This window comes from Paenibacillus sp. 23TSA30-6 (assembly GCF_014858585.1).
Classification (GTDB): domain Bacteria; phylum Bacillota; class Bacilli; order Paenibacillales; family Paenibacillaceae; genus Paenibacillus.
The window spans coordinates 21,575-35,747 of the sequence record NZ_SLTL01000019.1; the positions used below are offsets into that span (position 1 = coordinate 21,575).

Consider the following 14,173-nt stretch of genomic DNA (forward strand, 5'->3'; position numbering starts at 1 on the left):
AGGGCCTTCTCCTCCTCTTGCTCTTTCTTGCCTGACTGAAGCCCTGTGCCTCGGGTATAAAAGAAATCCCCCCTTAGGTTCAGGAGGGATTTCGCTATACTTTGTACATTAAGCCTCTTCGTCGGCCTTTTTCTTTCTTTTCGCCGAGCTAATCACCATTGTACCTACAAAGACGGCAATCAAAATGCCGAAGAACAAGACCTGCGACATATGAAAGCCAAAAGCAGCAGCCAACATTTTACCCCCGATAATGGCGATCATAATAAAGGCTGTCTGTTCCAGTTCCGGAAATTTATCAATGAGCTTGAGGAACACTTGAGCAACACCGCGCATCATCAGAACGCCGAGAATACCACCCAGGAACAGAACCCATACTTTCTCGCTCACACCGAAAGCGGCAATGACGCTGTCAATACTGAAGGCAATATCCATCAGTTCGACCATTAATACCGTTTTCCAGAAAGAAGTAGGTTTGTTTTTCACTTCTCCATCACCTTCAGACTTGAATAAGCCCTTATAAGCAATATAGAGAAGATAGGCCGCACCCAGGACCTTAATCAGCGTGAACTTAATCAGGAACGTACCCAAGCCGATGGCGAGGAACCTGAATATATACGCACCCAAAATCCCGTAAAATAGGGCTCTCTTCTGTTGCTCCTTCGGTAAATGCTTAACCATAACCGCGAGAACCAAGGCGTTATCCGCCGACAAAAGACCTTCCAGCAAAATGAGAGTTCCAATAATCCCCCAGCTCACCGGGTCAGAAAGCGTAGCTACAACATCACTCCATGAAAAGAAATGGCCGTAGTTCTCGCTGATATTTTTAAATAAATCATTCAACATGAAAAGAGTGCCTCCGATAATTCAGTTTATTTACTACCCTGCGACCAGCGCATGCCCCAGTTATGTGCACGATCCAACTCACGATGGCCGCCATAGAACTGCACGAGTCTTTCAATGCTGAACGTTTCATCGTTCACGTTTTGGAGCATGGCAATCGCACACATCCCCTTGCGGTTGTCATGTTCATTCAGGTGAACGACAATATCCGGTCCGTCCTTCTGGTACAACGTGACCACCCCGTCCGCCTGCGACCAGTTCGTAACGCCTTCATAAATGAAGCTAAACACCAAAATTCGCTTGATTTCAGAAATTTTAGCACCGTTGATGCGAAGATTTTCCCCTGTTTTCACAGATCCCGTACGGTCGTCGCCGTCCAAAGCAATGTACGGGAAGCGATTCAGCGAGCCGAAAACTTCACCCAGCGCCTGAACAACACCTTTATCCCCGTCCTTCATCTCATACAAGCAGCCCAGATCCAGATCGACACCCTTGGAGCCACGACTGAAAAAGCCCTTGCTCTGCTGTACCTGATTCCAGTTCAGATTGATCAGGATTTCACCCAATCCGCCCGAGCCTTTTTTCAGGTTGATGGTGTCGCCCTTCTTCTTCAGCTCAATTTTGCGCAAATTCAGATTCACCGGTGTTGCAGATGGCTCTGGCTTCGGAGCAGGAGGTGCTGGCGGCGGTGTTGGTGCTGGCTGAGGAGTTGGAGGTGGTGCAGGCACTGGCGCCGGAGGAGCCGGATTATTTTCCACTTCAATCCCAAAATTAACGCACAACGCATCCAATCCACCCGAAAAACCTGCGCCAATCGCGTTGAATTTCCAATCCCCGTTATGACGATACAGTTCACCAATGACAATGGCCGTTTCCACTGTAAATCCGCTGTCCAAATTAAACCGCAAAACTTCTCCGCTAACCGGATGAGCAAAACGAATGAATCCACCTTGAACCTGTCCAAAATTTTGCCGTTTCTGATCCGCATCATAAATCGTCAGCGTAAACGCAATCTTCTCGATGTTTGCCGGAATTCGCGTCAGATCAAGGGCAAATTGCTTTTTGTCACTGGACTGTTGTCCGTCTGAATATGTGATAAAGGGCGTGGTCGGATTGTTATAAAAAATTAAATCCTCATCGCCTGATACTTTTCCTCCAGGACCCAGCAAAAATGCCGAAGTATCCAGTTCCAGAGACGCTGGGGACTCCCAGCCAATCCCTACGTTGACATGGGTCAGACCCGGATTCGTTTTGGTCAAATCCGCCTTCTGTCCCTTTACTACGATAACAGCCATGATTGTGTCACCTTTCTGTCCGTTTGTCATGTGTCAGCGTACGCCCATTCAATGGCTTAAAAAGAAAGGGTAGCGCCCTATGGACACCACCCCAAGTGGATATTATTGAGCGTCCAAGCCATAGTTTTTAGCAAGCGCACCCAATCCACCAGCAAAGCCACTGCCGATCGCCTGGAATTTCCAGTCCGCATTCTGACGGTAAAATTCACAGAATACCACGGCCGTTTCGGTGGAGAAATCCTCTCCCAAATCGTAGCGCAGCACTTCACGATCCGTCGCTGCGTCTACCACACGTACGAAAGCATTGGACACTTGACCAAAGTTTTGCGCGCGTGCCTCGTAATCATAAATGGTAACCGTGATTCCGATACGGTGGATGTTCGCAGGAATCTTCGAAAAATCAACGATGATTTGCTCGTCATCCCCATCGCCCTCACCTGTGCGGTTATCGCCTGTATGGATCACAGATTCTGCTCCGCCTGTTGGATTGTTGTAAAATACAAAATCATCCGCAGCTTTCGCTTTGCCATCTTCATAAAGCAGGAAAGCCGAAGCATCCAGGTCAAAGTCCGCGCCACCGCTGTATTTGTTCGTATCCCATCCAAGACCTACGACAACACGGGTCAAGCCGGGATTGGTTTTGGTCAGATCAATACGTTGTCCTTTGGAAAGACTAATGGTCATACTGCATACCTGCTTTCTTTGTATAGATTTTAGTTACGCCAAACCGTAATCGCGAGTCAACCCTGCAAGACCATCTTGGTAGCCGCTGCCAATGGCATTGAACTTCCACTCACCGCTATGACGATACAGTTCGCCTACAACAACGCCTGTTTCGATCGAGAAATCTTCTCCCAGATCAAAGCGAATCAATTCTTCATTGTTTGCTTCGTTCACGATACGAGCATAAGCACGGGACACTTGTCCAAAGTTTTGGCTGCGTTCTTGTGCTTCATAGATTGTAATCGTAAAAGCGATCTTTTCAACGTTAGCTGGCACGCTGCCCAAATCAATTTTAATTTGCTCGTCATCTCCGTCACCATCACCCGTACGGTTATCACCGGTATGAACAACAGAGCCGTTCTCATTTTGTGGGTTATTGAAAAAGACGAAGTTCTTATCCGATTCTACTTTACCTTCTGCATTAGCCAAAAATATGGATACGTCCAAGTCAAAATCCTTACCGCCGTCGTATTTGTTCGTGTCCCAACCTAAACCAACCGTGATTTTGGACAAGCCTGGATTTGTTTTCGTCAAATCAATCTTTTGACCTTTGGATAAGTTAATTGCCATGATAAGAACCCCTTTTCCATAATTAAGTTTGGTATTTGTAAAATAAATTACATATAGCGCTGAGCCAGCACATCAATATGTACGGCATTCGTACCTTCACCGATGGCAGCAAACTTCCATTCGTCGTTATGACGATAGAGTTCTCCACAAACCAATGCAGTCAGCCCTTCATAATTATCAGATAAATTAAACGTCACCAGTTCCTTGGAATTAGCACCGTCCAGAATGCGGATATACGCTTTCTCGATCATGCCAAAATCCTGTTTCCGGTTTACGCAATCATATATATTTACAACAACAAGCACTTTGTGGACACTGGCAGGAATACGTGCCAGGTCAATCACAATTTGTTCATCATCACCGTCACCTTGTCCAGTCAAATTATCACCGGAATGTACGACTGAGCCGCATGGGCTTTTTTTATTATGGAAGCATACTACATTGTCCGATTGAGTCAGTTTTCCGTTTGCGTCCAGTAAAATGGCAGAAGCGTCACAATCAATATTCGGTTGCTTCTTGATGCCAAAAAATCCTTTGGACTGCACCGGGTCCCATCCCAATCCGGCAATAACTTTGGTTAGACCTGCGTTTCCTTTGGTCAAATCAATTTTCTGGCCCTTAACCAGATTAATTACAGCCACTGATTAACACACCTCCCTTCCGTAAAATTTACAGACTAAATTCAGACGGATTCAAACCCAAAGCACCGCAAATTTCAGCGACAATTCGCTGCTCATTTGCATCAAAGTCACCGTCAGCAGCACCAATGGCACTACATACGCCAACGACGAGTCGGCCCACTTCAGGCTTGCCTTTCAATTTGCCAATCGCTTTGAGTGCTTCCTGTTTGCCGATTTCAGGCGAAAATTCAAAGTTCGCTACATAGTGATTGAAGCGATTGATGACCTCTCCCATATCAAACACTTTCAGTTCCTCACTGAGATTTATGTATCCGGCCATTTTCGCTTTCTCTTCCGGACCAATGGTACCGTCAGCAAAGGCTACCAGCGCACAACCCGCCACAACAGCTTCCATGAAATCTTTATTTTTAAACTTCTTAACCTGGTCTCCAAGACCCTTTTTAGTTGTATTCAGCCAATTTTTAAATGTACTCATGTTGCCCTCCACAAAATCGTATTTGGGTGAAACGCATCCTAGTTAATTTCTTCCTTTACTATAACCTGAATTACGATCTTTTTCTACAATAATATACAAAAATACGGTAAATACGATCTATTTTTTATCGGTATCCTCTCTATCTTTAGCCCTATTTTCTGCTAAAAGGCCCTCTTCCATCATCTATCATTTGGTACCCTAATTGCAAGTCCATAGATACCTCGCGGGTATGATCATATGGATATGTGGCTAAATACATTTAAGATGGATTGACAGTTTGAGAGGAACAAGCTATCATTCTATCAAATTATAAGTATTTCGCTAGGAATAATATAAAATAGTATAGCCTATTTAGGAGGAAATTTCACATGACCGCACCTTTTGCCAGCCTAAGACTATCCTCTTGGAAAATGATTCCCCTATCCGCCGCCCTATTCATCGCTGCCTTTTCCAATCCTATTGATTCCTATGCCGCACCCGCGGCGGCCCCGATCGTCCAGCAAGTAAACAGCTCCGCTTCAAGCACTGTTACCGATTCGGACAACCAGCTCACCTATCTAAAGGACCGTTTTAACATCCAACTATCCTCAACCCCGACAAAAAGGGAATATATCGTCGCACTTGCCACCGTGCTGAACCTGAACAGCTCAAGTACAGCTTCTGCGGACAAAAACACCGCCTTCAGAGGCTTAAACTCAAATGACCCGTTGTATGCCCAAGCGGCAGCACTGTATGCAGAAGGTATACTGGATAACACTGACGTAAAACCGTCCGTTCCCCTGTCACAAAATGACGCGATCCGTATAGCTGCAAAAGCCGCCGGATTGACTGAGTTGGCTGCTACATACTCTGAGGATAAGGCGCAGGCTGTGCTGACTAAATCGGGGATTCGTACATTGACTGGAACTGCTGAGACCCGTCTGGCGGCCTCGCAGGATCTGGCAGTCGCTGTAGATACAGGACTGCTGCCGCAAAGCGAGCTGTCCTCCTTCCAGCCGGAAGAACAAGCCGATGCGTCATTCACCGCCGAGGTGCTAAGCCGTGTGCTGGCATTCCACGGCGAATACAAAAATACCGTCGGTCAAGTACAGGATGACGATATTTTTGCTAAAATCCATCAGGCCTACGATACACAGATACTCGTCCAATCCCCGGAGCTGCAAGCCCTGTTCGACGCAGGACTTCAGCAAAATCTGTTCACAGGCTACAATATCAAGGACAGCCGCTATGATGCCCATTTTGATCCGAAGCTGTCCCTTACTTATGGACACAGCGATCTCAAGCACGCGATCCAACTGATTGGGCTGCTTCGCAGCGAGGGTATTCAAGCCAAAGTACAGTTGGAACCAAAAACTTCGGCTTTTGTATACTTGAAAGAATGGGGACAGCCTGTCCAGACCGAAAACTATAGAGTCGTACAAATCAACAACGGTAACTATATCGCCTACTCCAAGGAGTATGACCTTGCCCTCGAATTTGCGACGATCGGGCAGAAGAACCGTTTTGACACTATCATCAACCAATACGCCAAAAAGAACAGTAAAGACCAAGCCGGCCTGATCGCTCAGTCCTGGTGGCAGCCGCTCTATTACTCCCTGTCCTCCCCCGGCTCAGCCTACACAGAGATTGCGAACAATCGGGTCAGCGCAGGACGCTATTACGCCCAGTCCTTTTCGCTGACGGACAAGGCTTCCTCCATTACCGATGGCTTACGTAAGATCAAGCCAGGTGTAGAGGTGGAAAGCTATCACTTCTGGGTGGATGCTCCCTTTTATCGTTATTTGAACGGGGAGGCTCAGTAAATTTAATTAAAGCAACGAAAAGGCGCAGCCTTCCAATTCAACGGAAGTCACTGCGCTTTTTTCTATAATCCGCGGTTCACCACAGCTTTTTTCAAGCTTGTATAAAACGCACTTCAACTACTTTTATTATGCTTTTCTTTCTTCACTCTTCAATTTAAGCAAAGCACTTTCTGACAATTTTATGATTTCGCTTAGCGTCTGTGAATCATTATTCTGAAACAATTCAGCCGTCTCTGCAAACATCTTTTTGTACCCCCCCAGATTCGTATTGCAATAAGAATACCAAATCCAATTCCAAGAAAAATGAGCACTTCTTGTGCCACACTCAAAACTTCTACATGTACAGCTTTGTATATGGCCGTCAAAAATTGCACCCACAAGGGAACAAAGAGTGCGAGATATACGCCTGAGGCGAGATATTCCTTGGGCTTTCCTCGGGCAATCTCCTTTTCGATCAAGTTAATCAGAAATTCCAGCTTTTTCTCATCGTATAGATTAAATAAATGAAGTTGATTTTCGAAGCATTTGAACTGATATTGATAAAATTCTTTCGTTTGCCAAGCTCCTTTTTTAGGTTGAATACTGTAACGTGTCTTAATGATTACTTTTGCTTTTTTAATGAAAACATAAGCCAATGTATACATAATACACGCACACACAAACCAAAAGGCGAGACTAACTATTCCAATAGTCATTTGTAAGGCTAGTAGACTTAATAGTGCGCCTCCAACTAACAATATTGAGGAAAAGACAAACAAGACAAGACCCCAACGTGTAACTAAATACTGAAATTTCATATGTCTAAATAATAAAGCACTAAATGCAACCTTTTCCCGATAATGCTTAATGAACGCATCCATCATCTTCAAATAATTCCTCCAAGCCATGATCTCTCTGATAGTCTCAATCTCACTTAGTTCAACTTTAAAAATAGCCTTTTTACCAAAATAAATCATTTAAATATTTTCGGAAGAAAGTGAAATATGTAACTCATCTATTAATATATCGGTTTCCAGAAAATTTTGGTAAACAAAAAAATCTACAGACTTCTCCAGCTAGCGAGTTTTACAGTTTCCAACCGCTACTCACCTGTTCCGGAAAAAAAAGACTGTAGATTTTATAGATACTCCTATTCGCATTGAGTATGATCGTTTTCAGCTCATAGCCGCTTCTAGTTATAATCCTCCCAGTAGCGGTACTCCATTTCATTCTCACCCTTGGTGACGATGATCATGTTTTCGATATGTCCAGTTTCTTTGTTGGTTCGGTAGATCATGGTGCGGGTTTCGCCCTCATCGGGAACGGAGAAAAGTACCTTGTCACTGATCATACCACCGCCGATGCCGACGACGTGCTCTCCCCAGCCGGAGGCTGCACCTGAACCTGCTCCACCAACGCCAGTTCCGCGCGACAATATAAGACCTATGCCATATCCGGTGACGGTCTGGGCCGTTTTACCCAGAGCGTGCTCTCCGGCCGATTGGGTATGCTCTTGGGCCCAGTAATCGTATTTGTCGGTATTTTGCTCGTAGCTGACAACATTTCCTTTTTTATCTATAGAAATATCCGTTTTCGTGCCATCCTTACCTGTCAGCTCGGTGACGGCGACGAGAGAATCGGCTGTGATCTTGGACGTTTCTCCTGAATTGTAATCTGTGCGGGTAACCGAATCCTCATATTGCAGCCGCAGGACGTTCATCTGGTCGTGGATTTTCTGCATGACCTGCTTGTCTCCAATCGCCTCGGCATCTTTCAGTAATTTCTCATATTGATGGTATTTATCGGCGTCGGCCCGATCCCAGTCATCTATGTTTTTAGAAGGCTTGGAGGCATCTCCAGCTTGTTTCCCGGCTTCTCCACCGCCCGCCGACGCTGCACTAGCGCTCATAGCCGCCGCTAATGCAGTCCAGAAGCCACGCGGGTTGTCATCCGTACTTCTAAACTTCGAAGCAATGCTTTTCAGCTCAATTTCAATGGATTGAACCTTGTTTAACACGGAAGAAAGCGTATATTTAGCCGTCCGATAGTCGTTATAAAAGCGATTTCTCTCCATACCGTCCCACTGGCTGTGAAGGTTGTTCATTGTGTTATCCAGGCCGTTTAACTGGTTATACAGTGTTCCGTGGGCATTGGCAAATTGGGAGGCCACGCTATCCAACTGCTCCGGTGTGACTTGGATTTTCGTCATGTTGATCACATCCCGTCTATGAAAATAGGAGATAGGCATTATATTTTACAGTAATCCTTATTTCATATTGTAAGCTATAGAAGTCAGACATTCATGAGGATTTATACGTATTTGTGTATTCAGAAGCAGTTCCTTTGATATAATGAATCCATATGAGTTAATTTCGACAATACATTATTGAAAGTCAGGTGTAAAAATATGTCAGACAAAAAAATTATCTTTTTCGATATCGACGGTACATTACTGGACGATGACAAAAAAATGCCGCTAACGGCTGAAAAGGCCGTCTTTGCTTTGAAAGAGCAGGGCCATGAGGTAGCTATTGCCACAGGACGCGCACCTTTTATGTTCAAGGAAATCCGTGAGCAGCTTGAAATTGATTCTTATGTCAGCTTTAATGGGCAATATGTCGTGCTTCGGGGAGAAGTGGTTGCTACCAATCCGTTGAACAGAGAAGCTTTGCAAGCGATGACTGATCTGGCCCTCACACATAATCATGCGATCGTATATATGGATCATGCCAATATGAAGGCTAACATTCCTAACGATGAGCTTGTAGAAAAATCGGTTCAAACGTTTAAGGCCAAACTTTCGGTTGGATACGATCCGCTTTATTTCCAGGGAAGAGATATTTATCAGACGCTATTGATGTGTACGGTAGAAGAAGAACCCTTCTATGAAGCGGTATTCAAAGCTTTTGACTTTGTACGCTGGCATCCGAGTTCTGTGGACGTTGTTCCTCACGCTGGCTCCAAAGCAATGGGCATCCGCGAAATTACGTCCAGACTGGGCATTGCCGATGAAAATCAATACGCTTTTGGCGACGGTTTGAACGATGTGGAAATGCTGACGGCTGTACATAATAGTGTCGCAATGGGTAACGGTTGTGATGAAGCCAAAGCCGCAGCTAAAATGGTCACAAAACGCGCAGATGAAGACGGCATTTTGTACGGACTGCAAAAGCTTGGTTTGTTATAAGCTAACAGGATTGCTGACTGACTGGGCAATGTTTAGGGAAAAATAAGGTCTGTTTAAAGACTTACATTCGAGAAAATAGGAGGTTGTCGTTGGATATGGAGACGGAAGGCTTACGCAATGTCGAACAGCTAGCCATGAAGAAGTACAAAATTTACAAGCAAAGCCTGCTCCGGTATTTGGCTCGTTCCATGCTGGCGAGTATGTTCATCGGGTTCGGCGTTATTGTGGCCTTCAAGACGGGCAACTTTTTTTACATGGAGCATTCTCCATTCACTTATCCTATGGCAGCACTCACGTTCGGGGCGGCCATCATTCTGATCGCTTACGGCGGTGGTGATTTGTTTACAGGCAACACCTTTTATTACACCTATGCTGCGCTCCGTAAAAAGCTGCGCTGGGGACAGGTGCTTCGGCTGTGGGCTGCCAGCTATGGCGGTAATTTGCTGGGTGCGGGGGTATTCGCGCTCCTTATTTACTTAACCGGGCTGTTTGACTCCTCCAGCGTGAACAGCTTTCTACTGAACGTGGTGGAGCATAAAATGGAAGCGCCTGCAATGCAGCTGTTCTTCCGGGCTATTTTATGTAACTGGCTGGTCTGCCTTGCCTTCTTCGTGCCCATGTTTATGAAGGAAAATGGCGCGAAAATGTTTGCCATGATGCTGTTCGTGTTCTGCTTTTTCATTTCGGGATATGAGCATAGCGTGGCTAATATGTGTACTTTCGCCATTGCCCTCGTGCTGGACCATCCGGGTACAGTCTCTGTCGCTGGTGTGATCCATAATCTCGTTCCGGTTACGCTCGGGAATCTGGTTGGCGGTGTGCTGCTGATGGGAGTCATGTACTATTCGGTGAATCTCCCGTTTTTGGACGAGGAGGAGCATTAAAAAAAGAAGCCGTGGGATTTAAGTATTCCACGGCTTCTTTGCATTATTTTGAATTAGAACATTTTTAATTTAGAGTATGCAGCGTCTACAGGTGTTTACTTGTCTGTTATCCTTCTTGAGCAGGAAAATGAATAAATTCCTCCAGCTCCTTGAACAGTTTTTTGGGATTGACGGTGTCGGGCACTACCAGAGTCAGCGGTTCATCCAGCTTTAGCACATACATGCCCAAAATGGATTTGGCATCTGCCATGCCGCTTTTGCCATGAATCCAAATGTCATAGGTATAATTCGAAACGATTTGATTGATTTTTTCAATATCCTTAACGTCTTTTACCTTGATGGGTGTCATCATGCGCAGCACTCCCCTGCCTTGAATTGGGACTTACGAAACAAGTCTTAACTTCACTTTACCCCATATGAAGCATGTTGCAAAATCTTAATTTAGAAAATGACATGCGGTGCGGAGCTGATTTTCCAGTAGCTGCCGACCTTTTCAAAATTTACGGTGATTTTCTCGTTCGCCTGCTTGGTTCCTGCCGGATAAGGCACGGTCAGCAGATAGCTGCGCTTAACCGGGGTCATCGTCACCATTTTCGCTGTAGCCCGGTTGAACTCTAGCAGGTTACCACCATCTGCGTCCAGCTGAGCCAGTTTTCCGTTAATTTCAACGAAAAATTTCCCAACAAATTGCTCACTGGCCTGCTTGGTGTATGCCTGCATCAGATAGCTGATCAGTTTGGTCTTCGTGCCGATGTCCTCGGACAGATAGCGGTAGCTTTTGCCGTTCCACTGGAACGATTCGCCCACGGTGCTACCACCGCTGATCGCGTACAGATAACGCGACTGCGCCTCCAGCACGAGCGGAATGGCGCTCTCGTGATTCAACTTGTCCAACTGCGTTGGTTTCACGCTGGTAGCAGCGGCTGCTGGCCCCGAAGTGGACGGCGGCTGTGGCTTGGACGGCTTCGCAGTCGACGGTGCGGACGGAGCAGCCGCTGGCGCTACCGAAGCGGATGGACACGGTGCTGGTGCAGACGGAGCTGCTGGTGTAGCGGCTTTGGCGGAATCCGCAACTGTGGCCGGGGCCGATGCTGCTGGAACCGACGGCGCTTGTGCGGGGGCTGGCGTCGTAACAGACGCAGATGCTGCTGGTGCTGGCACCTTGGCTGGGGCGGATGCTGCCGGACTAGCAATGCCCGGTTGCGTCGCTTCCGCTGGAGCGGTCACGGCGGGCGCGGCGGCTGCGGCCTGTGCTACGCTCATAAGCGTAGCTGCGATGCACAGCGCGGATAGCTTCGTATTTATTTTCATACCTGTTTTCATCATTCGATGCACCTCCATAATCATATACCTGCATAAACTGCACACGTTTCTATTATAAGAATTCCGCACCACAATTGGGTTGCTAAATTGTTTCTATTTGGCTTTATTTGTTCATTCTGCACGAAGTTTGTCCGTATTTGCCGGGTGCGTTTCTTCTGACTGCTTCACTCGCTTTGCCTCCACCTCTTCCAGGGATTGTGACAGTTGCTTAACAGACTGGTCAAGCTGCTCCAATCTGCGGCTAAGGGTGACAAGGATATATTTTAACAGAATCAGACTTAATGCAGCAGGGAATCCGACATTGGTTACGAGCGCAATCATACCTTCCGTCGTTAGAGAAGTCACATATCCCGCCTCCTTTTTCATACGTAGATTTCACTGATAAGAACTAATGTTCCCATTTTTATGAAAATCATACGTTGTCTTCTTTGTTGGAATGACAAAAAGAGCTCCGATCAACCCGGAACCCTTTCCGTTTTTGTTCATTCGCGTTTCATTTCGACCTGCAAATTGACCTGCAAATCAAGGGGTGTATATATTCGGCTGCGCGGGCTTGGACATCCCTTCTCCCAGATAAAACCCAGTGTGTGGCGGCTGGTTATAGGCCACGTTCTGCCACGCTACACTCAGGCGATACAACGGATCATGCATAAGTGTATAAAAACGATACTCTGACTCATATGGTGTTGTGTAGATACGCAGCGCCGAATTGTCGCTTTTGCGCCAAATCACTTCCTCGCGCCAGTCTCCGAACAGATCGGCCTGCAAGGACGGAGTTCCTTTCGTTCCGTTATTGGAGCTGGTGCCCGTCCCCGTAAGCAAATTGGAAGTGGTTGAGTTGGTATAGTTCCACTTGTCAATTTTGCCAGCACTAGACGAGGTATGGTCCAGCAGCTCACGCAGCAAATCGCCATCCCACCAGATTCCAAGATTAATGGAGGATGGTAGCGTATTCGTGATAAGCTCTCCTTTGGCAGAACGTACGCCGATGCCCGGTGCCCATTGTTCGTTGCCCTTGGTACGAGGGTCAATGTCTGCCGACATACCTCTTCCGGTATCCTTGCCTGTATTTACGCCCCATAAAATGTTTCCATTACGCGGGTCATACATGGCAGCGCCGTAGGTCGCGTTTTTGTCCTCGTTTACCTTAAACACTTCATAGCCTGAACGGTCCGGGTCCAAATCTCCAACATGAAGTGCATCCCCGTGTCCCATGCCCGTGTTAGCCAGCTTCGCTCCGTTATCGTCCACCACCAGCGAACCGTACACAATTTCATCCTTATCGTCTCCATCCACATCCGCCACACTCAAGCTATGGTTGCCCTGTCCAGCGGTTCCGGCATTGGTGGAGCTATTGCTATCAAAAGTCCAGCGTCGATTCAAGTTACCATTACGCCAATCGTACGCGACCAGAACCGTCCGGGTGTAATAACCCCGTGCCATCACAATGCTGGGCCGCACGCCATCCAGATAAGCAACCCCGGCGAGAAAACGATCCACCCGGTTGCCATAATTATCTCCCCAGTTGGATACCGTTCCCCGTGGCGGCACATAGTCAATCGTGCTAAGTGCTTTGCCCGTATCGCCCGAGAACACGGTCAAAAATTCAGGCCCGTCCAAAATATAGCCACTGGCATTGCGGTAATCCGCCGAGGCGTTGCCAATGGTCACCCCTGTGCCGTCTTTAGTGCCGTCTGCTGTTTTGCATACGATTTCTGCTTTGCCGTCTCCGTCAAAATCATAGACCAGAAATTGCGTGTAGTGCGCTCCAGCCCGAATGTTCCGGCCCAGGTCGATTCGCCATTTGCGTGTTCCATCCAGCTTGTAGCCGTCCAAAAATACATTTCCCGTGTAGCCGGATTGTGAATTGTCCTTGGCATTGGAAGGGTCCCATTTTAACACAATCTCATACTCGCCATCCCCATCTAGATCACCTACACTGGCGTCATTGGCGTTGTACGTGTAACTGACATTATCCGGGGTTGTACCGCCTGCAGGCTGCTGGATGGGAACATCCAGATAGTTGTTGCTCCATACCTTTACCGCTGAAGAAGCAGCCTGTTCTGCTCCATTCACTACGGCACGAACCGTGTACGAAGATGAGGTTGTGCCTGTCTTGTCCAGAAAGTTGGTTTTCGACGTAATCGGCGCATCATTGACCTTGCTTGTCCCTCTATACAGATTGAAGCTGACCGAATCCGCTTCCGTGCCCAGCAAGCGCCAGCTCACCAATACGCCCTCTGGCACCTTGACCGCGACAGCTCCCCGGTTCAGCTTTTCCATTTGCCTCGTGGAGGCAGCAGAGATCTGGCTATCCATCGGGGTGACTGTTCCACACAAAATGACACCGAGACAGAGCAACGCGGTATACCGAAATCTTTTTTTCATCTGAATCCTTAACTCCTTTCATAATTTGTTTTTTTCAATAAATTTATTTTATCTGACTGATAAATT

Annotated in this window: 15 protein-coding genes; 3 read left to right on the forward strand and 12 right to left on the reverse strand. The window is 46.8% G+C overall.

The genetic code is table 11. The features are described from left to right. Positions 1–108 precede the first annotated feature (108 nt). The 6 genes from E0698_RS17260 to E0698_RS17285 all read right to left on the reverse strand — a co-directional run bounded on the left by E0698_RS17260 (position 109) and on the right by E0698_RS17285 (position 4,544). Positions 109–843, reverse strand: a complete 735-nt coding sequence (locus tag E0698_RS17260; protein ID WP_134911022.1) for a TerC family protein — start codon at positions 841–843, stop codon at positions 109–111. Positions 844–869: 26 nt separating this feature from the next. Next, the gene (locus E0698_RS17265) at positions 870–2,135 is read right to left on the reverse strand and encodes a TerD family protein (protein ID WP_192512344.1); all 1,266 of its coding nucleotides are present in this window, start codon (positions 2,133–2,135) and stop codon (positions 870–872) included. A 102-nt stretch (positions 2,136–2,237) separates the two neighbouring features. Continuing rightward, entirely contained in the window at positions 2,238–2,819 is a 582-nt protein-coding gene (locus E0698_RS17270) for a TerD family protein (RefSeq protein WP_134911024.1), read from the reverse strand. Between the two features lie 33 nt (positions 2,820–2,852). Continuing rightward, a complete protein-coding gene (locus tag E0698_RS17275; protein WP_134911025.1) occupies positions 2,853–3,428 on the reverse strand; it encodes a TerD family protein in 576 nt (191 codons plus the stop codon). 47 nt (positions 3,429–3,475) lie between these two features. Next, complete coding sequence (locus E0698_RS17280; RefSeq protein WP_192512345.1) at positions 3,476–4,069, reverse strand: TerD family protein; 594 nt, start codon at positions 4,067–4,069, stop codon at positions 3,476–3,478. A gap of 28 nt (positions 4,070–4,097) precedes the next feature. After that, positions 4,098–4,544: a tellurite resistance TerB family protein gene (locus E0698_RS17285; RefSeq protein ID WP_134911026.1), complete on the reverse strand. Its 447-nt coding sequence runs from the start codon at positions 4,542–4,544 to the stop codon at positions 4,098–4,100. Positions 4,545–4,912: 368 nt separating this feature from the next. On the opposite strand from E0698_RS17285, the gene E0698_RS17290 reads away from it, so the two are divergent. Next, positions 4,913–6,346: a hypothetical protein gene (locus E0698_RS17290; RefSeq protein ID WP_192512346.1), complete on the forward strand. Its 1,434-nt coding sequence runs from the start codon at positions 4,913–4,915 to the stop codon at positions 6,344–6,346. 191 nt (positions 6,347–6,537) lie between these two features. Here the strand turns inward: E0698_RS17290 and E0698_RS17295 are convergent, their stop codons facing one another. Continuing rightward, on the reverse strand, positions 6,538–7,302 hold the full coding sequence (locus E0698_RS17295; protein WP_192512347.1) for a hypothetical protein: 765 nt from the start codon (positions 7,300–7,302) through the stop codon (positions 6,538–6,540). Between the two features lie 215 nt (positions 7,303–7,517). Continuing rightward, positions 7,518–8,534: a WXG100 family type VII secretion target gene (locus E0698_RS17300; RefSeq protein WP_192512348.1), complete on the reverse strand. Its 1,017-nt coding sequence runs from the start codon at positions 8,532–8,534 to the stop codon at positions 7,518–7,520. A gap of 198 nt (positions 8,535–8,732) precedes the next feature. Here E0698_RS17300 and E0698_RS17305 point away from each other — a divergent pair, with 198 nt between their 5' ends. Both E0698_RS17305 and E0698_RS17310 read left to right on the forward strand, forming a co-directional pair. Next, positions 8,733–9,512, forward strand: coding sequence for a Cof-type HAD-IIB family hydrolase (locus E0698_RS17305; protein WP_044646593.1), 780 nt, complete (start codon positions 8,733–8,735; stop codon positions 9,510–9,512). A gap of 95 nt (positions 9,513–9,607) precedes the next feature. Further along, positions 9,608–10,396, forward strand: coding sequence for a formate/nitrite transporter family protein (locus E0698_RS17310; protein WP_013308962.1), 789 nt, complete (start codon positions 9,608–9,610; stop codon positions 10,394–10,396). A 106-nt stretch (positions 10,397–10,502) separates the two neighbouring features. On the opposite strand, the gene E0698_RS17315 is transcribed toward E0698_RS17310, so the two are convergent. The 4 genes from E0698_RS17315 to E0698_RS17330 all read right to left on the reverse strand — a co-directional run bounded on the left by E0698_RS17315 (position 10,503) and on the right by E0698_RS17330 (position 14,107). After that, positions 10,503–10,748, reverse strand: coding sequence for an HPr family phosphocarrier protein (locus E0698_RS17315; RefSeq protein ID WP_014279995.1), 246 nt, complete (start codon positions 10,746–10,748; stop codon positions 10,503–10,505). Between the two features lie 89 nt (positions 10,749–10,837). Next, positions 10,838–11,707: a DL-endopeptidase inhibitor IseA family protein gene (locus E0698_RS17320; protein WP_192512395.1), complete on the reverse strand. Its 870-nt coding sequence runs from the start codon at positions 11,705–11,707 to the stop codon at positions 10,838–10,840. A 123-nt stretch (positions 11,708–11,830) separates the two neighbouring features. Then, positions 11,831–12,064 (reverse strand): hypothetical protein, encoded by a 234-nt coding sequence (locus E0698_RS17325; RefSeq protein WP_134911031.1) that lies wholly within the window; start codon positions 12,062–12,064, stop codon positions 11,831–11,833. A 177-nt stretch (positions 12,065–12,241) separates the two neighbouring features. Beyond that, on the reverse strand, positions 12,242–14,107 hold the full coding sequence (locus E0698_RS17330) for a rhamnogalacturonan lyase (RefSeq protein ID WP_192512349.1): 1,866 nt from the start codon (positions 14,105–14,107) through the stop codon (positions 12,242–12,244). Positions 14,108–14,173 lie beyond the last annotated feature (66 nt).